The 18800-nt window shown below is 55.5% G+C and carries 19 protein-coding genes; 18 read left to right on the forward strand and 1 reads right to left on the reverse strand.

Going from position 1 to position 18800, the window contains the following annotated elements; genetic code table 11:
- Positions 1 to 246 precede the first annotated feature (246 nt).
- From SBI19_RS16085 to SBI19_RS16115, 7 genes are all read left to right on the forward strand, one after another.
- Positions 247 to 720, forward strand: coding sequence for a NanQ anomerase/TabA/YiaL family protein (locus SBI19_RS16085; RefSeq protein WP_317969934.1), 474 nt, complete (start codon positions 247 to 249; stop codon positions 718 to 720).
- Between the two features lie 46 nt (positions 721 to 766).
- Positions 767 to 2170: an ABC transporter substrate-binding protein gene (locus tag SBI19_RS16090; RefSeq protein ID WP_317969936.1), complete on the forward strand. Its 1404-nt coding sequence runs from the start codon at positions 767 to 769 to the stop codon at positions 2168 to 2170.
- Positions 2171 to 2279: 109 nt separating this feature from the next.
- Positions 2280 to 3155: a carbohydrate ABC transporter permease gene (locus SBI19_RS16095; RefSeq protein WP_317969938.1), complete on the forward strand. Its 876-nt coding sequence runs from the start codon at positions 2280 to 2282 to the stop codon at positions 3153 to 3155.
- Positions 3156 to 3166: 11 nt separating this feature from the next.
- A complete protein-coding gene (locus tag SBI19_RS16100; RefSeq protein ID WP_317969940.1) occupies positions 3167 to 4012 on the forward strand; it encodes a carbohydrate ABC transporter permease in 846 nt (281 codons plus the stop codon).
- 19 nt (positions 4013 to 4031) lie between these two features.
- On the forward strand, positions 4032 to 4952 hold the full coding sequence (locus tag SBI19_RS16105) for an ROK family protein (protein WP_317969942.1): 921 nt from the start codon (positions 4032 to 4034) through the stop codon (positions 4950 to 4952).
- The gene (locus tag SBI19_RS16110; protein ID WP_317969944.1) at positions 4930 to 5880 is read left to right on the forward strand and encodes a dihydrodipicolinate synthase family protein; all 951 of its coding nucleotides are present in this window, start codon (positions 4930 to 4932) and stop codon (positions 5878 to 5880) included. The genes SBI19_RS16105 and SBI19_RS16110 overlap by 23 nt, the downstream gene beginning before the upstream one ends.
- Positions 5873 to 6550 (forward strand): N-acetylmannosamine-6-phosphate 2-epimerase, encoded by a 678-nt coding sequence (locus SBI19_RS16115; RefSeq protein ID WP_317969946.1) that lies wholly within the window; start codon positions 5873 to 5875, stop codon positions 6548 to 6550. The genes SBI19_RS16110 and SBI19_RS16115 overlap by 8 nt, the downstream gene beginning before the upstream one ends.
- A gap of 94 nt (positions 6551 to 6644) precedes the next feature.
- Here SBI19_RS16115 and SBI19_RS16120 read toward each other — a convergent pair whose 3' ends face one another.
- Positions 6645 to 7238, reverse strand: coding sequence for a TetR/AcrR family transcriptional regulator (locus SBI19_RS16120; protein WP_317969948.1), 594 nt, complete (start codon positions 7236 to 7238; stop codon positions 6645 to 6647).
- 236 nt (positions 7239 to 7474) lie between these two features.
- On the opposite strand from SBI19_RS16120, the gene SBI19_RS16125 reads away from it, so the two are divergent.
- The 11 genes from SBI19_RS16125 (at position 7475) to SBI19_RS16175 (ending at position 18792) form a co-directional block, all read left to right on the forward strand.
- Positions 7475 to 8242 carry an SDR family NAD(P)-dependent oxidoreductase gene (locus SBI19_RS16125; RefSeq protein ID WP_317969950.1) on the forward strand — a complete coding sequence of 256 codons (768 nt, stop codon included), beginning with the start codon at positions 7475 to 7477 and terminating at the stop codon, positions 8240 to 8242.
- Between the two features lie 199 nt (positions 8243 to 8441).
- The gene (locus SBI19_RS16130; protein WP_317969952.1) at positions 8442 to 8858 is read left to right on the forward strand and encodes a DUF3995 domain-containing protein; all 417 of its coding nucleotides are present in this window, start codon (positions 8442 to 8444) and stop codon (positions 8856 to 8858) included.
- Between the two features lie 388 nt (positions 8859 to 9246).
- Positions 9247 to 10176 carry an AraC family transcriptional regulator gene (locus tag SBI19_RS16135; protein WP_317969954.1) on the forward strand — a complete coding sequence of 310 codons (930 nt, stop codon included), beginning with the start codon at positions 9247 to 9249 and terminating at the stop codon, positions 10174 to 10176.
- A 133-nt stretch (positions 10177 to 10309) separates the two neighbouring features.
- Positions 10310 to 11815, forward strand: coding sequence for an alpha-glucosidase/alpha-galactosidase (gene melA / locus SBI19_RS16140; protein ID WP_317969956.1), 1506 nt, complete (start codon positions 10310 to 10312; stop codon positions 11813 to 11815).
- Positions 11816 to 12198: 383 nt separating this feature from the next.
- Complete coding sequence (locus tag SBI19_RS16145) at positions 12199 to 14622, forward strand: ATP-binding protein (RefSeq protein WP_317969958.1); 2424 nt, start codon at positions 12199 to 12201, stop codon at positions 14620 to 14622.
- A gap of 14 nt (positions 14623 to 14636) precedes the next feature.
- Complete coding sequence (locus SBI19_RS16150) at positions 14637 to 15221, forward strand: Pvc16 family protein (protein WP_317969960.1); 585 nt, start codon at positions 14637 to 14639, stop codon at positions 15219 to 15221.
- Complete coding sequence (locus SBI19_RS16155; RefSeq protein ID WP_317969962.1) at positions 15218 to 16063, forward strand: carboxypeptidase-like regulatory domain-containing protein; 846 nt, start codon at positions 15218 to 15220, stop codon at positions 16061 to 16063. Before SBI19_RS16150 ends, SBI19_RS16155 begins: the two co-directional genes overlap by 4 nt.
- Positions 16064 to 16099: 36 nt before the next feature.
- Complete coding sequence (locus SBI19_RS16160; protein ID WP_317969964.1) at positions 16100 to 17638, forward strand: phage tail sheath family protein; 1539 nt, start codon at positions 16100 to 16102, stop codon at positions 17636 to 17638.
- A 38-nt stretch (positions 17639 to 17676) separates the two neighbouring features.
- Entirely contained in the window at positions 17677 to 18114 is a 438-nt protein-coding gene (locus SBI19_RS16165) for a phage tail protein (protein ID WP_317969967.1), read from the forward strand.
- A 133-nt stretch (positions 18115 to 18247) separates the two neighbouring features.
- Positions 18248 to 18616 (forward strand): phage tail assembly protein, encoded by a 369-nt coding sequence (locus SBI19_RS16170; protein ID WP_317969969.1) that lies wholly within the window; start codon positions 18248 to 18250, stop codon positions 18614 to 18616.
- Positions 18559 to 18792: a DUF6760 family protein gene (locus SBI19_RS16175; RefSeq protein ID WP_317969971.1), complete on the forward strand. Its 234-nt coding sequence runs from the start codon at positions 18559 to 18561 to the stop codon at positions 18790 to 18792. The genes SBI19_RS16170 and SBI19_RS16175 overlap by 58 nt, the downstream gene beginning before the upstream one ends.
- Positions 18793 to 18800 lie beyond the last annotated feature (8 nt).

Here is an 18800-nt window from a genome sequence, read left to right on the forward strand (position 1 = left end):
AGGCGGTCTTCTTTTTGCGTACGTTTGTAAGCGCATTCATAATATCGTGAATATTCGATCTGAAGATCGTGAACATTTGCTAAGCATCCAAAAATGGTGAACGAATCCCGATAACTCCGTTCCTATTGGTGACGCTTTCATCGCTCTATAATGAGCGTAGAAGCCGACGGGACAAACGAAAGCGTTGAAGAATGAAGAGGCGGCTTCAAACACCTTTACGACCTTAGATGAGGAGGGCAGAGCGACATGATGATAGGCTCCGTCGATCGATGGGAAGCGAACAGGCAATCGATGCATCCGGTCATCCGCCGGGCGATTGATTATTTGGCTCAGTTGGATGAGGGCATACTGGAAGAAGAAGGAGTCCACCTCATATGGGGAGAGGACATGTACGCCAGGTTGATGGCCGTGAAGACCAAGCGGAAAGAAGAACAGCCGGCAGAGAAGCATGAGCAATACTTCGATATTCATTATGTAATCCAGGGCGAGGAGCTGATCGGCTGGAAGCGGGATGACGGCATGTGCAGTCCTGTTCAGCCATACGACGCGGAAGGCGATTACGCACTATACGGCGAGCTTCCCGGCGAGATGATGATCAAGCTTACGCCAGGCATGTTTATGGTGCTGCAGCCCGAGGACATTCATCGGCCATGCCTGACAGAATCATCAGCTTCGGACCTGAAGAAAATCGTCATCAAGGTGAAAGCATCGCTGTTCTAAGGCTCCATCGATCAAACAGACGAATATATCAAGGGGGAAACGATCCATGTTCAACAATCGCAAGCGGATGTCAACGATTGCCTCGTTCCTGCTCGTCATCGCATTATTGGCCGGCTGCTCCGGCAAGTCGGCTAACACAGATACAAGCCAGAGCGAAGGCGGTAGGGAAAGCGGCAAGAAGAAGGTCGAAATCGCATTGTGGCTCACGCCGCAATGGAAGGGCGTATTCGACGCGACGGAACCGGACGCCGACTATGACAGCTTCTTCAAATATGCGGCGGACAAGTTCGCCAAGCAATATGACAAGTACGATGTGAAGGTGAATGTGCAAGTCGTCGCCGGCGATCAGCGGGATGAGCTGCTTAACGTTAATCTGAACGGCGGAACGCCGCCCGATATTTTCTTTGAAAGCGTTTTTGCAATGGGCGATTATGCGCACCGCGGCGCTCTCGTACCGCTGAACGACATCGTCGACGACGCGGCGAAGCAGGACATCGACCAAGGTTATTGGGACAATGTCACGTACGGCAAGGACAAGGAAATCTACTTCTATCCGTTCTCCCATAATCCAGGTACGTTCGCGTACAACGCCGATATGTTCCGCGCGGCGGGCCTCGAGCAAGCGATCGGCGGGGAGAACGAAATTAAGACGTGGACGCTCGATGAGTACAACAGCATTCTGAAGACATTGAAGGAGAAGCTGCCGAAGAATGCTTATCCGATGGGCCTCTACGCGCTGAACAATCAAGGCGATACATGGAATCTTGCTTACCTGCGTTCGTTCGGCAGCATGTTCTTCGACAACAACGGCAGCATTGCGCTGGATGACGATAAGGGCGTGAAGGCGGCTGCGTGGATGAAGAGCATCTACGATGCCGGGTATACGAATCCAGGCGCGGAATCCGTATCGTCGAACGATGCGAACGCGATGTTCCAGAATCAACAGCTGGCGATCAGCTTCACGAACTCGATTCTGTTCAATAACGCAAAGGCTGACATGAACGCAGGCAAATCGCAGAAGTTTGATATTCGACTGGCCAACATTCCGTCCGAATCAGGCAAACCGCTGGCATTCACGTATGTCGTTGGCGCTAGCGTGTTCAAGACAGGCGATGCGGTGAAGACGGAAGTCGCGAAGGATTTCGTCCGATTCTTCTCCACCGATCCAGAGCTCGTGAAAGCATCGAAGAACAGCGTTCCAGTACGCAGTTCAGTCGTCAAAGAGTTGAAGGATCAATACCCGCTGTTCGCCGCTTACGATGCGAATGCGCCGAATATGTTCAGCTTCACGGGCAATGTGCCGGGCTACAGCGAGCTGCGTCAAGTGTTGTATCCGGAGCTGCAGGCTATGTATGTCGGGGAGAAAACGCCGGAGCAAGCGGTCAAGGATTATCAGTCCAAAGGCAATGCCGTCATTCAGAAGGCGCGCGAAAACTCGGTCATCAAGTAGTGAGGTCAGGCTAAGCAAGCCGCCGGAAATCCGTCCGGCGCAATCCATGCTCGGCTTCCGCCGTCCGCCTGGGCGGCGGGGAGCTGAATAAGAAAGGGAACGGATAACCATGAAATTGCGCAATCAGGTTTGGAAGGAAAACGTTACGGGCTATCTGTTCATCATGCCGCAGCTGCTGCTGTTTCTTCTTTTTATCGTGTATCCGATTCTGGAAGGCATCCGTTTAAGTTTATATAAGGTTCAATACAAGCAGGAAACGTTCGTCGGCTTCGCCAACTACATCACGTTGTTTCATGATCCCGTGTTTTTCAAATCGATCGTCAACACCGTCGTTTTCGTCGTCTTCATCGTCATTCTGACAGTTGGGTTCGCCCTATTCGTATCATCCGCCGTGTTCGATAAGAACGCGAAGTACGTCTCTTTCATTCGGGGCAGCTATTATATTCCGGTCATGGTATCCATGGTCGTCATGAGCATGGTGTGGGGCTTCTTGTTGAACCCAGCCAACGGACTTATTTCGTACGGAGCGCGGGAAATGAACTTCAGCACGTTCAATCTACTCGGCAACAAAAATACGGTATTGCCGGTCGTCATCTTCGTCACCTTCGCAACGAACGTCGGCCAGGCAATCATCCTATATATCGCGTCCATGATCGGCGTTCCGAAGGACTTGTTCGAAGCGGCCGAAGTAGACGGCGCCAGCCGTCTGCGCGTCATCTTCCAGATTCTTATTCCGCTCGTGAAGCCGACGACGATCTACATCACGATCATCAACATCATCGCCGTGCTGAAAATCTTCGTCGTCATCCAGATGCTGACCGGCGGGGGACCGAACAACGCGACCGTCACGATGATGTATTACCTCTACAACAATGCGTTCAAGTATAACCAGCTTGGCGTCGCATCCGCCGTAGGGGTCATCATGTTCATCATCACGCTGTTGTTATCGGTGCCTCAGCTCAGAGCGATGTTCAAAGAGAAGTAAGGAGGATCACGATGCAGCAACAATCGAATTCATCGACCAGAAGAGAACTGTACGACGTCGTCTCCAATATCGTCATCTGTTTGTTCGCAATCATCAATCTATTCCCGCTGTATTGGCTGTTCGCAAGCTCGTTCAAGAATGGCTCCGACGTGATTAAGATGCCGCCGGATTGGTGGCCGAAGACATTCACGCTGGACAATTATACTGAAGTGTTCCGCAACCAGCCGGCGCTGCGCTGGACGTTCAACAGCTTATATGTGGCGGGTCTGACGACGGTTCTTGTCGTTATCGCCAGCGCGATGGCTGCGTATGCGTTCTCCAAGCTTCGTTTCAAAGGGAGAAACGTGATCTTCGTTATCTTCGTCTCCAGCATGATGGTGCCGAAGGAGGTCATGATCGTACCGTTGTTCCAGCTCACGCAGCAGCTTGGGCTCGTGAACAGCCTGTACGGCATGATCTGGCCGAACGTTGCGATCGCTTTCGGCGTGTTTCTGCTCAAAGGCTTCTTCGACAGCGCGCCGGATGCGCTTCGCGAAGCGGCAAGAATCGACGGGGCAGGCGAGGTGCGGACGTTCGTGCAGGTGATTCTGCCGATCGTAAAGCCGGGCATCGGCGCTTTGTTCATCTTGAACTTCGTTCAAGTATGGAACGATTATCTGTGGCAGCTCGTCGTCGGGCAGGAGAAGAACAGCAAGACGCTCATGGTCGGCATCGCGACGCTTATGCAGGATTTGAATCCGAACTTTGCTTACAAAATGGCTGGCGCCACCATCGCTGCTGTTCCGATGCTGCTCATCTTCATTCTGTTCCAGCAATATTTCACCCGCGGCATCTCGATCGGCGCCGTGAAGGAATAAGGAAAGGATGGAATTCACGATGAAACGGATCATTGCGATCGACATCGGCGGCACCGCGATCAAATTCGCCGTTCTGGACGACGAGGCGGCCATCGTATTCCATCACTCGGTTGCAACGCCCAAAGGGCAGGCCGATATCCGCATCCCCGAGGCGGTATACGGCATTATTGATCGGATGCTGTTTCTGTTCGAGGGCATTCGAGGCGTTGGGATCAGCACGGCAGGCGTCGTCGATCCAGCAACCGGCGAAATCTTGTATGCAGGGGAGACAATGCCCAGCTATACGGGCACGAATCTGAAGCAGCTTGTGGAGCGGCGGTACGGTATGCCGGCGTTCGTGGAGAATGACGTAAACGCGGCCGCGCTTGGCGAGCGCTGGAAAGGTGCCGCGCAGGGCTTCGACCATTTCTTCTGCGTCGCGCTTGGCACTGGCATCGGCGGCGCGTTGTTCAGCGGCGGTCGTCTCGTGACCGGTCACAGCAAACGGGCGGGCGAGATCGGTCATGCCTTGTACGACAAAGCGACCGGTACAACGTACGAGCAGCGCGCTTCCGTGTCGGCGCTGATGAAGCAGGCGGCCCGCGAGCTGCCGAGCTTTGAAGGCGATGGCCGCAAGCTGTTCGAGCTGGCGCAGGCAGGAGACGAGGCCTGTCTTGGATTAATCGACCGTTGGACGGAGCAAATCGCCAGAGGGCTGGCGGAAATCGTATTGACGGTCGATCCATCGGTCATCGTCATCGGCGGTGCGGTCTCGGAGCAGAAGGACTTTCTGCTTGAACGCATCAAGACGCATATGAACGAATATTTGCCGGACGGATTCAGCAAGACCGAGCTGAGAGCGGCCGCGTTGGGTAACCGGGCGGCGCTGCTGGGCGCGGCGTATCCTTACTATATTGAACAATTGGAGCGTGACCATCATGACAACCGAACTTGCAGCTAAATTCCAAGGCATTTATATCGCATTGTATTCCGCTTATGACGACAACGGCGAGGTGAGCAGAGAACGCGCGAAGAAGCTGGCGCGTCATTACGCATCGACTGGTGTCACGGGGCTGTATGTAGGCGGCAGCTCGGGCGAAGGGATTTTGCAGAACGTGGAAGAACGTAAGGCGATGCTCGAAGCAGTGCTGGAGGAGGTGAAGGGGGAGCTGAAGATCATCGTGCACGTCGGCGCCAATTCGACCCGCGACAGCGTCGAGTTGTCTCGGCATGCTGAGCAGTGCGGGGCGGATGCAATCTCGGCTGTTCCTTCCATTTACTATCGGTTGTCCGAGGCAGCCGTCGAGCATCATTGGCAGTCGATGATCGACAGTTCGTCGCTGCCGTTCATTATTTATAACATTCCGCAGACGACAGGCTTTAACTTAACGGTGCCGCTTCTTCGTAAGCTCGCAGCGCAGGACAAAGTTATCGGAGTGAAGATGTCTGGCGAAAGCACATTCGACCTGCAGCAATACAAGATGGCGGGCGGCGAAGACTTCCTTGTATTCAACGGACCGGACGAGCAGTTTCTTGCAGGTAGAATCATGGGGGCAGACGGCGGCATCGGCGGTACGTATGGCGTCATGCCGGAGCTGTTCTGCGCGCTAGACCGCCTATTCAAGCTCGGCAGCATCAGAGAGGCGCAGTCGCTGCAGAATACAATCAACGATTTGATCAGAAGATTGCTCCGTTATCCGTCCTTGTACGGCGCATGCAAGTACATTCTGCAGCTTCGCGGCATCGAGACAGGCGAGCCGCGCCTGCCGCTGCTGCCGGTTCGGTCGGAAGACCATGTCTCTCTGATGGAGTTGAATCAAGATATTATCGCGGCAACCGCTAAGCATTCGCATGTTACGGCGTTGGAAGGGGCGCAGCATCATGCTTGATCAAATAGCGGGCGGGCTCGTTGTGTCCTGTCAGGCGCTGCCGCATGAGCCGCTTCATAGCCCTTACATTATGAGCAAGTTGGCGCTGGCGGCAATGAAGGGCGGAGCGGTCGGTATCCGTGCGAATACGAAAGAAGACATTCTCGCTATTAAAGACGAGGTCAGCCTGCCGGTCATCGGCATCGTCAAACGCGATTATGAGGACAGCGGCGTGTTCATTACGGCGACGAAGCGAGAGATCGATGAACTGCTCGAAAGCGGCTGCGAGATGATTGCGATGGATGCGACGAGCCGTACGCGTCCAGGCGGTGAGACAACGGCCGAACTGGTAACTTATTGCCGGGAGCTTGGCGTCGGTGTTCAGCTGATGGCCGATATCTCGACGGTAGCGGAAGCGGTCGCAGCGGAAGCGTTTGGCTTCGATTGCGTCTCGACGACGCTGCATGGCTATACGCCATATACATCGGAGTCGAAGCTGTATGACGATGATTTCGCTTTCCTGAAGGCGGTGCTGCGGGAAGTGCGCATCCCCGTCATCGCGGAGGGCAACGTGCTGACGCCGGAGATGTTCAAGCGCTGTCTTGAACTCGGCGCCGCATCTGTCGTCGTCGGCGGAGCGATCACACGCCCGATGGAAATCACTCAGCGGTTTGTTAAGGCGATCGGGTAGAGCGGTTGCGGTGAAATCAACGAAAGCGGCACGCCATCGGAGGCGTACCGCTTTCTCGCTTTGACGGCAATATGTAGATTGGAAAGTTCGCAACTTAGGAGTTGCGAATGAAGGTCACGGAATCGATCCGCGTATCCACGAGCAGCATGAGCTGCTCCGCCATATAGTGGGCCGAATATTTGAAGCCTGTCTCCGCCCAATAGAGGAAGACGCCGACGGTTGCGGACATCCGGTAGCTCAGCATGATCTCGTAGTCGATCGGCGGGCCGGCATCCTCCATCTCGATATGCATGTCGCGGCGCATCGACTCCCGCATCACATTGTACACTTCGTGGCCAAGCGTCTTGTCGACGGACAGCAGCGCCTGAAACACCTGTTGATGCAGCTCGATATGCTCGAACAGCATCAAACCCGAAGGAAACGTATCTTTGGCGGCGATCCGGTCAAGTCCCTCGTAGGGGCGCAGAAGTGCATTGGCAAAGCCCTGCAGAAATTCGTCATGAATGTCGCGAAGCAGCTCTTCTTTGCCCAAATAGTGATTATAGAAAGTTCCGCGGTTGTAATCAGCGCGCTGCGCGATATCCGCAATGGTAACTTCATCGTAGCCCTTCTCCAGCACGAGCGTCACGAAGGCGTTCTTAATCGCTTCGCGCGTCCGCCGCGTTCGTCTGTCCAGTTGCTCATCCATGAATGGGATCCGCCTCCGTTGTTCAAGCTATATCCATTGTGAACACTGCCGTCCGAAATGTCCAATATCGAGTCGAAATTGAACACCGAGCCATCAAATGTCGACTACATGACATGACGGCATGGACTGATTATTGTTCATTCTTCCGATGAGCGGTACCCTATAAGTGCAGCAAGGAAACGCAAGCTGCAGCAGAGTACCGATACTCATTCCACAACAAAGGAAGCGAATATATAATGAGCAATAATCAAGCGAAAACAGCCGTTATTACAGGTGCAGCAGGCGGCATTGGCAAAGAGCTCGCCCGTCGTCTGGCGCAGCGCAAGCTGAACCTTGTGCTCGTTGATTTGAAAGAAGAAGCGGTTAAGGCAGTTGCCGAAGAGCTTGGGCTCGATAGCACGAACTCCCTTACCATCGGAGCAGATGTATCGAAGGAAGAGGATGTTCGGGGCTACGTCAACCAGGCGATCGAGAAATTCGGCACGATCGATTATTTTGCCAACAATGCAGGCATTGAAGGCCCGTCCGGCTTGATCGAAGATCAAAGCGTCGAAGCGCTCGACCTTGTCTATAATGTCAATGTGCGCGGCGTATTCCTTGGACTGAAATACGTTATTCCGGTTATGAAGCAGCAGCAATCCGGCGCCATTCTGAATACGTCATCCCTTGCAGGCCTGTTGGGCGGTCCCGGGGTGTCTCCTTATATTATGTCCAAACACGCCGTTATCGGCCTCACTCGTGTAGCGGCTAATGAAGTTGCCTCGCAGGGCATCCGCGTGAATGCGGTGCTGCCAGGCACGATCAACACCGGCATGATGCGCCGGATCGAATCGAACTTCGGCGATGCCGACCAGTACAAATCGGCGAACGAGGCAGCGACGCCGATGGGCCGCTACGGCGAACCGCAAGAGGTTGCCGCGGTTATGAACTTCCTGCTGTCCGATGAGGCTTCGTTCGTTACGGGCTCGTTGTACACGGTGGACGGCGGCATGATCGGCCAATAATAACGCGATTGCCAATGCAGTCGTATTCAAAACCCTCGTCTCTTCTCGAAGAGACGAGGGTTTTTTGGACGCAATCGTCAGCATATAGTTGGATTATATGGAAGGAACTTGCGAAGGAGATGGAGAAGCTACGAGATACAGTGTTGTAATCATATACATACATTCGGTTCGATCAAATCCGAGAAGCGGGGAATTGGCGATGGAGATTATCGTAGTAGCAGCGGCTGTTATGCTGCTGATTGTTAGCGGGTTTCATCTGTTCTGGGCATTCGGAGGAAGATGGGGAGGCGGTGCCGCTGTGCCGGAGAAGATGGGCGGAGGGCTCGCATTCAAGCCGGGCCCCGTTGAAACCGCGGCGGTTGCGCTGCTTATTCTGGCTGCGTGCTACTTCTTGCTTGCAGAAGGGGAGCTGCTGTCTGCGCTGCACACGAATGCGCTGACCGAGTGGGGGAGCATACTATGCGCGGCGGTTTTCGGTATCCGGACGGTTGGCGATTTTCGTTATGTCGGTTTCTTCAAAAGGTGCAAACAATCTCGGTTCGCCAAGTATGACACCTGGTTCTATAGTCCGCTATGTCTGTTTCTAGCAGCGGCGTTTGTCGTGGCGCTTCAATAGACGGTATCAATAGAATGGGTCGCCCTCTTCATGGAAGTGGGCGTTTTTGTTTTAATTTGCAAGTTTATATTTCGAAAATGGATTCCGATAGTAGAACTGTAATACTTTTGATGATAACAGGCGAATTGAACCATAGCCGAATAGGGCTTGAAAGCGCTATGATGTTGTTTAAGATGCGATATCGGTCACAAGAGCGGGCCTCCCTATGAATGTTACAGGGGGAGGGTTATACAAGAATGCAGCGGAACAGTGGAACGAGCGGATAGGTCACAAGGATAAGCGCTGGCGTGTAACGGACTCTAAGGCTCTAACATCTGTATAGTGTTCATTAGCTAAAAGCTTTACGCAGTCCGTTATCTTTCGAAATCGATTTAGGAGAGTGAGTTTCATGCCGGAGATGAACAGTTTATATAACCCGGCCAGGCTGGAGGCGGATCACGCGCCGTTCATTACAGCCTATTATTATAAGCAGTGGGACGGATTTCGGATGTCGTTCCATTCCCATGATTCCGTCGAGATTATGTATGTCATCTCTGGCGATTGCGTCGTCGAGACGGAGCGAGAGGTCATTGCGCTGCGCAAAGGCGATTTCGTCCTGTTGGACGCGGGAGTGAGACATCGGCTGCTCGTGGACAAAGGGCGGCCGTGCCGCATGCTGAACGCGGAGTTCGGCTTTATTGATGCAGGCGCAGGTCATCCGTCTGTCCGGGCGCTGACTGCCGACAGCCCGGCGCTGACGGCGCTGCTGGCGGCGGCGGATCCCGCGATCGTGCTGCGCGATCCGCATGATGTGTACCAGACGCTGCGCAGTCTCGTAACGGAGCTCGACAGCGGTCACGCGGAACGGAGCTGCATGGCGCAGCTGCTGCTCGGCCAGCTGCTCGTGCAGATTGCTCGGCTTGCGCAGCTGAAGCGCGGCGGCGCCGTGGCGCAGACGAGCCGCTACGTGCGCGAAGCGGCGGAGTATATTCGCCAGCATTACGACACCGATCTGCAGGTGAAGGAAGTGGCGGATGCGGTTCATCTGCATCCGACGTATTTGCAGCGCATTTTCAAAGCGGGCATGGGACGGTCGCTTGTCGACTACTTGACGGAGATCCGGATGGAGAAGGCGAAGATGCTGCTGGCGCGTACCGATATTCCGATTACGAGCATCGCGGATTATATCGGACTGAACAGCCGCCAATATTTCAGCATGCTGTTCCGCAAGATGACGGGGGTTACGCCGATCGAATATCGGAGAGGTGCGGAAGCCTCTTATTACCCGCCATCGGTGTTCGAGAACGGTCAGCGTGAGGCAGAGTCGGAGTCAGGTTAAGGGATGAAAAGCTGTAATAGTTGACATGCTTTCGCTGAAGTGGTCGTTATTTTGGATACGTTGTCATGGCCAGCCTGTTACAATGGGGACATAGGACGGACACGACTCCGTCCCGCAGAGGAGGCCGATTCACTTGTCATTCAAAGTAACGTTCATCGGAGCTGGAAGTATCGGATTTACGCGTGGGCTGCTGAGAGATTTGCTCGCAGTACCAGAATTTCATAATATCGAAGTTGCATTTACGGACATTAACGAACACAATCTCGACATGGTGACGCAGCTGTGTCAGCGGGATATTGAAGCGAACGGATTGAACATTCAGATCCAGGCGACGACCAACCGCCGCGAAGCGCTGAAGGATGCGAAGTATGTGCTGACGGTCGTTCGGATCGGCGGTCTGGAAGCATTCGCGACGGACGTCGATATTCCGCTGAAGTACGGCGTGGATCAATGCGTGGGCGATACGCTGTGCGCAGGCGGCATTATGTACGGTCAGCGCGGCATTGCAGAGATGCTGAACATTTGCAAGGACATTCGCGAGGTTGCATCTCCCGATGTACTGCTGCTCAACTATGCGAATCCAATGGCGATGCTCACTTGGGCGTGCAACAAGTACGGCGGCGTTCGTACGATTGGTCTATGCCACGGTGTTCAAGGCGGCCATTGGCAGATCGCGACGGCGCTTGGTCTGGAGAAGAAGGACGTCGATATTATTTGCGCAGGCATCAACCATCAGACGTGGTATGTGCAGGTGCAGCATAAAGGCGAGGACATGACCGGCAAGCTGCTGGAGGCGTTCGAAGCGCATCCGGAATTCAGCAAGACGGAGAAGGTGCGCATCGATATGCTCCGCCGCTTCGGCTACTATTCGACGGAGTCGAACGGTCACTTGAGCGAATATGTGCCTTGGTACCGGAAGCGTCCAGACGAAATCAAAGACTGGATCGATCTTGGCACGTGGATCAACGGCGAGACGGGCGGTTATCTGCGCGTGTGCACGGAGGGACGCAACTGGTTCGAGACGGACTTCCCGAACTGGATGCAGGAGGAACCGTTCAAGTATGAGGCGGACAAGCGCAGCGAGGAGCATGGCTCGTACATTATCGAGGGCTTGGAGACGGGACGCGTCTATCGCGGTCACTTCAACGTCGTCAACAATGGCGTCATCTCGAACCTTCCGGCGGATGCGATCATCGAAGCGCCAGGCTATGTCGACCGCAACGGCATCAACATGCCGCATGTCGGCGACCTGCCGCTTGGACCGGCTGCCGTCTGCAATGTGAGCATCAGCGTGCAGCGTCTGGCGGTTGAAGCGGCGGTGCGCGGCGACGATCAACTGCTGCGCCAAGCGATGATGATGGACCCGCTTGTAGGCGCGGTGTGCAATCCGAAGGAGATCTGGCAGATGGCGGACGAGATGCTCGTCGCGCAAGAGAAATGGCTGCCGCAATACGGCGACGCGATCGCTGCCGCGAAGACGCGCCTTGCTGCGGGCAACCTCATCCCGACGAAGGACTATGCAGGTGCGGCGCGCCTGAAGGTGAAGACGGTCGACGAGATGATGGAGGACCGCGAAGCGGCTCGCCGCAACGCATCCGAAGCCGATAAGGCCAAGGAACGTCCGGCGGCAGCGCATTAAGAATCAGCAAGTGACGCTGTTCCCTAATGTATAGATATAGGCACAAGGAACTGATGAATAGACAAGTACCAAACGCCTGCAATGGTTACGCTCAGCGTGACCTTGCGGGCGTTTTTTGTTGTTTATTTTGGAACGGTATAGGGCTGCTGAATGCCTTAGTTTAACCCTATTTAGATCGTTGGTAGGATCGCTCGCATTTTAGCAAAACTTTAGATATAAATCGGGCAAAAGTACCGTATTTATGGATTTGTTCGCATTGTCGGCTGATCAAGTTAGTGATACAATTCGTATCAAACATGATGTGAAAAGGGGGCGTATGACATACGGATTGTAGCGGATTATTTGGCCTTGTCGTATGGAAACGTCCATACGGAGACATAGACATGACACCAACGAATCAGTTGATTATTCCATATAAGGATCATCTCGATCATTTGCAGGCTGAGTTCGCCAGATTGGATGCGCTCATCCGGATCGAGATGGAGCGGATGGCGATTCGAGAGGAAGCGCAGGACGAATTGACCCGGAACTATCCGGGATTGGCGCTGACGCGCGAGGAGATGCTGCGGCTGCTGGATGAAGGCGGCGGCCGCGAGCAGAGTCAGGCATCGCAGGCGCGTTCGCGTCTGTCGCAATGGGAGGAGCCGCTTCGCGCTCTGGAAGAGGAACTCGAGCAGCGATGCAAGGCGAGCGAGGAGCTTGGCATGCTGCTTCCCCTCCGCCGCATTGCGGTCAGCTTCCGCCTCACTCCGTATGAACGGGACTGCCTATTAGTCGCTATTGCCTTGCAGGTGGATATCAAATACGGGAAGCTGTTCGGGTTTCTGCAGGATGACGCGACGAACCAGCGGCCAACCGTATCGTTAACGATGCGCCTGGCAGGAGACGACGATGGGGATCCCCGTCGGCTGCTTCGCAGCTGGCTTCCAGGAGGCGCACTTCGGGAGCATCGACTCGTTACGCTGGGCAATCGGCCTATTGATGAACACGCGAGCGTGCTGGCAGCCGCCATCATCAAGCCGGATGAAGGGATAACCCAGTATGTGCTGCAGCCGGAGCTATTGGACGCGCGGCTTCGCCAATCGGTTTCACTGCTGGAGGCGGGTGAATCCGCTCTCATGCGCAGTGTAGGCAGCACCTCGTTCGACGGGGGGGAGGTGGACAATGCGGCACAAGGGCTTGCGGCTGTGCTTATAGGGAGAAAACAACAATGGGCGGAGCGTCGGCACAGCCTTGACTCGATTCGAACGGGGCAGCGAACGGACAAGTCTGTCTCATCCTCTCTGCCGTTCGAAGCGAAGGCGAATGAGCGAGTCGACGCGGTAGACGACTCGGGTTCAATTACGTTTCTCTTGCATGGGCCGGCGGGATCAGGCAGAGCGGAATTAGCGGCAGAAGCCTGTGCAAGGGCAGGCGTTACGATGCTGTTGGCGGATGTGAGCAGGATGGCGGAGGACTCGGCGGGGCTTGCATCGACGCTTCAACTGCTATGCCGTGAGGCGGCGCTTCGGCATGCGGTAATCGGGCTTCAGCACGCAGATCTGCTGAATGCACGAGAGGAGCCGGGGGTGTTCTGGCGGATTGTACACGGTTATCAAGCAAGCGCGGCAGGCACTGTGCTGCTAATGAGCGAGGAACATTTGGTTCCTGCACCATCTGCCTCCTATAACATCCCGATCGTAGAAATCAGCTTTCAGCTTCCTTCCGTCCGCGAGCGTGCAGCGCTATGGCAGCTGTATGCTCGGCAATGGAGGGGCACGCTGGATCAATCCGTGAACTGGCTTGCCATTGCCGAGCAGTACAAATTGACGGAGGGCTCGATTCGCGAAGCGTGGAAGCTGGCGAACGCATTGGCGGAGTGGCGTACTGCGCGTACAGCCAGCTCGAACGAGGCGGCTGCAGATCGTCCGCTTGTCCTTGAACCGACCCTGACAGCGGATGATATCCGAGAAGCATGCAGACGGCAGAAGCAGCATCGGCTTGGCGACATTGCGACGCGAATCGTCCCGCAGTGCCGGGTGGAGCAGCTCGTGCTGCCGCCGGATCAGCTGAGGCGCATTCGTCAAATCATCAGCCAGCTGCATAACCGCCACCAAGTGCTGACGGAGTGGAATTTTCACGGGAAGCTGTCGCGGGGCAAAGGGACGAATGTGCTGTTCGCCGGTCCGCCGGGAACGGGCAAAACCATGGCGGCGGAGGCGATCGCAGGCGAGCTCGGGCTGGATCTGTACCGGATCGACCTGTCCCAGATCATAAGCAAGTACATCGGCGAGACGGAGAAGAACTTGCGCCGCCTGTTCAGCGAGGCCGAGCACAGCAATGCGGTTCTGTTGTTCGATGAGGCGGACGCCTTGTTCGGCAAGCGCTCGGAAGTGAAGGATTCCCATGATCGCCATGCCAACACCGAGATTGCTTATTTGCTGCAGAAGATGGAGGAATACGAGGGCATGTCCATTCTCGCGACCAACCTTCAGCACAACATGGATGAAGCGTTCGCGCGGCGGATGGCATTCCGCATCGAGTTTCAAATTCCCGACGAGGAGCATCGCTATCGGCTGTGGCAGTCGATGTTTCCGCCGGAATCGCCGCGCGCCGCCGATATCGACTTTCCGTATTTGGCCCGCCATCTGCGCTTGTCGGGCGGCAGCATCAAGAACGCCGTGCTGACGGCTGCGTATTTGGCTGCGGGGGAGGGAACTGCCATCGGCATGCGCCATATGATCGCGGCTGTGAAGCAGGAGTTCGATAAGCTTGGCAAGCTGTGCCTGCGGGAGGATTTTGGCCCGTATTATGACTGGATTACTTAAGGGAGGGCTGCGCATTGGCAGCGGATACTGCTATCGCCGATGTTGGCGATTCCCTTCTTCGGCTGCTGCGGGAAGGCATGAGCGACTTGGTTGCACCTAACTCCATCGTCTTGCTGTCGCCTGCAGACGTCGAAGGACAGAACGTCAGCCTGACGCTGTTTCTGTACTACATTGCGGAAAACCCGCATTTGAAAAACCAGTCTTCCCCCTATGCGGATGATCGGGGCAAGCCTCCGCTAGCGCTCGATTTGTACTATATGCTGACCGCCTACACCTCCGTGCAGGACATTACGCAGAAGACGCTCGAGGAGCAGCGCGTCCTCGGACGCGCCATGCGGCTGCTGCATGACAACAGTCTGCTGTACGGCTCGCGGCTGCAAGGTTCGCTGCGCGGCAGCGACGAAGTGCTGCATGTGTCGCTTAACCCGCTCGCGCTGACGGAGCTGACTTCGATCTGGCACGCGATTCCGAAGCAGCACTACAGGCCTTCGATCGGCTATGTCGTCTCGCCTGTGCTGCTTCGTTCCGATCCGGACGCGAGCGCCGTTCCTGTACGCAGCCGGAAGCTTACCTTTGGCGAGAGCGGGGTGGAGCTATGAGCGACCCTTCGATGAAAGGGATACCAGAATCCTTCGTATCGCGCGTTGCGGCCGCCATTCGCCCCGTCGACGGTTTGTCCCCGGGAGGGGTGCCGATCGGAAGCTTGACGGTAACGCTCAGCGGAGTGGAACGACCGCCGATTCGCAATCGCGGAGGCTGGTATGTGTTCCCTGATCTGCCGGACGGGACTTATACGCTTCATATTCAGTCGGGGCTCTATCGAGATGTGCAGCAGCAAGTGAACGTTGCTGGTCTGGAGCCAGTCGCGCTGGACGTAAAGCTTCAGCCTGCGTGCTCCTATCCGTTTCCCGGCCATGCGACGCTCCTTCGCGGCCTTGTCCAGCTGCCTGCGCAGAAGCCGGCAGTCGGAGCCTTCGTCGAAGCGGAGGTGCTGCAGCCGGAGAGTGCTTATACGGCATCGCTTGGCGAGCCGGCAGGAGCGGGCGATACCGTCTTGAAGCTCGGCGGGTTGTCAGCAGGCAGCATTCCGCCGGGCAGCGTCTTGCTGCTCAAGGATTCGAACGCCGGCCGGCTGGAGTATGTTCGACTGGCGTCAGTCCTGCCAGCTGATCCGGCTAAGGATGGCTACAACCTCACGGAGCCCGTTCGATATCCCCATATCGCGGGGACGCCTGCTTATGCCGCCAAGCCCGTGAATACGATCACCGCATCCGCGGATGGCAGAGGCGAGTTTGTGCTTGCCCTTGGCAGTCTGTCACTGCCCAAAGCGTTCGTTGCGATGAGCTTTGCACTTGACGGCTTCCAGCATATCCACAGGGATATTCAGTGCGAGGAAGGCCGAACGACATCGCTCGGCGTTCTGACACTGTTGTCTATATAGCAATCGTTATTTTATTCATTCAAGGAGGAAATGACCATGCCGGAATATTTGTCCCCAGGCGTATATGTGGAAGAAATCGAGATCGGCAGCAAACCCGTAGAGGGCGTATCGACCAGCACGGCGGGATTTCTAGGCGCAGCAGAGCGAGGACCGACTAAGCCGCAATTCGTCACGAGCTGGCTCGAGTTTCAGCGCAAGTTCGGCAGTTACACGGACGCATCGTATTTGCCTTACGCGGTGCAGGGCTTCTTCGATAACGGCGGTCAACGCGCGTACATTGCGAGAGTCGTAAGCAAGGATGCTGTCACCGCGCAAAAGACGCTCACGAGCGATGAAGATGACGCACTGCAAGTATCCGCAATTGGCGAAGGCGATTGGGGCAACAGGATCGCCGTCAAAGTAGCGGCAGGATCGTCAGGTGCGGGGACGTTCAAAATCTCGGTCTTCTATTGGAAGAAGCTGCCGAAGACGCTGTACGACCCGGAAGCCGATTCGAAGACGCTGCCTCGTCCGTCTGCCGTAGAGCAGTATGACAACGTTACGATCGATCCGGATTCCTCGGATTATTACGAGAAGAAAGTCAATCTCAGCTCCAACCTTATTCGTCTTGGAGCCGCTCCAATCAAGCCGGTGCTGCTGCCGGATGCGAGCGCGATCGCTTACCTGACGGGCGGCGACGATTTCGGAGGCACGGAAACGAAGCTTGTGTTGGCTGACTTCATCCGCAGCGATACGGATCAGCCTGGCCAGCGCAAAGGGTTGACGGCGCTCGATGGAATCGATGATATCTCCCTGCTCTACTCGCCGAACGCATTGGCTGTCAACGGGCTTGCACAGGCGCTGATCTCGCATAGCGAGCAGTTGAAGGATCGGTTCGTCGTGCTCGACTCCGAGTCTCAGAAGAAAGTCGATGAGCTGAAGCCGCGCGATGATATCGAAGATACGAAGTATGCTGCTTTCTATTACCCATGGGTGAAAGTTATTAATCCAGATACTGGCATGCAGCAGACAATCCCGCCGGGCGGACACGTTCTTGGTCTATATGCACGGACGGACGTCGAACGCGGCGTACATAAGGCGCCGGCTAACGATACGCTCCGCGGCGTCGTCGATCTGGAGTTCCAGATTACGAAGGGCGAGCAGGATATTCTCAATCCCAAAGGCGTCAACGTCATTCGAGCATTCCCGGGCCGCGGCATCCGCGTCTGGGGCGCCAGAACGCTGTCGAGCGATCCGCTCTGGAAATACGTGAACGTTCGCCGTCTGTTCATTTTCCTCGAGGAGTCGATCTACAATGGCACGCAGTGGGTCGTATTCGAGCCGAACGACGATAAGCTGTGGGCACGCGTAAGACGTACGGTCAACGAGTTCCTGACGCGCATCTGGCGCGACGGAGCGCTCGTAGGCTCCAAGGCAGAGGAAGCCTTCTTCGTGAAGGTGGATCGTTCCACGATGACGCAGGACGATATCAACAACGGCAGGCTGATCGTGCTGATCGGCGTGGCTCCGGTACGTCCGGCCGAGTTCGTCATCTTCCGCATCGCGCAGCTGTCCGGCAGCGCCGACGCGCAATAATACGGCTTTATTAATTACTCATTAGGGGGAAGCAAGCGATGGCAACGGGTCAAAGAAAGGATCCTTACCGCAATTTCCGGTTCCGGGTTGAAATCGACGGCTTGCAGCAGGCAGGCTTTACGGACGTGTCCGGGTTCGATTCCACAGTCGATGTCGTCGAATACCGCGAAGGCAACGAGACGACAACGACGCGCAAGCTAAGCGGCTTGACCAAGTACGGCAATATCAGCCTGAAGTGGGGCATTACCGATTCAACGGAAATTTATAACTGGTTCAGCGAAGTGACGAAGGGCAATGTTCAGCGCAAAAATATTTCGATCGTGCTCGTCGACGAGACGGGCGGCGATAAGTCGCGTTGGAACTTCATCAATGCATGGCCTTCGAAATACGATGCTCCCGATTTCAGCGCGAAGAGCAGCGAAGTCGGCATCGAGTCGCTCGATATCGTCCATGAGGGTATGATCCGCGAGAGCTAATCGGCAGCTCGGATGGAATGAACCGGACCGGACGCCTGCTTTTCCTTCGCGCCGCAGCGGTTAAGTTTTCAACTGCGGCGCGGAGCGAGCCGGTGCATGGAACGGAACGAAACAACAAGGAGATGGGATGACTATGGCATTCGTAACGGAATTCGAATTCGTATTGCCCAAAGGCTATGTCGATAAACAAGGATCGCTGCACCGTACCGGAACGATGAGACTCTCGACGGCGGCGGACGAGATCCTGCCGCTGAAGGATCCGCGCGTGCAGCAGAACCCGGCTTATTTAACGATTATTCTATTATCGCGCGTCATCACGAGGCTGGGGGATCTGCAGGTTATTAATCCTGCCGTGATCGAAGGGCTGTTCTCTTCCGATCTTGCTTTTCTGCAGACGTTCTATAAGCGGATCAACGATGACGGCAATGCTGCGATCGAGGCGGAATGTCCGAAGTGCGAGCACCACTTCCAGCTGGAGATCGCTGCCGCGGGGGAGTATTAAGCGGCTACCCGGTAGACCGGATCTATGAGGAGGTCGCTTTCATTGCGTACTACTTGCACTGGAAGCACGACGACATTATGGAGATGGATCATCGGGAGCGCCGTCGCTGGTGCGAAGAGATTTCACGCATACACCGTAAGGTGAGCAAGGAGCCGAAGAACATTTTTGCGACATAAGGTTGTAG

It is taken from the genome of Paenibacillus sp. CCS19, assembly GCF_033239625.1.
GTDB lineage: Bacteria > Bacillota > Bacilli > Paenibacillales > Paenibacillaceae > Paenibacillus_T.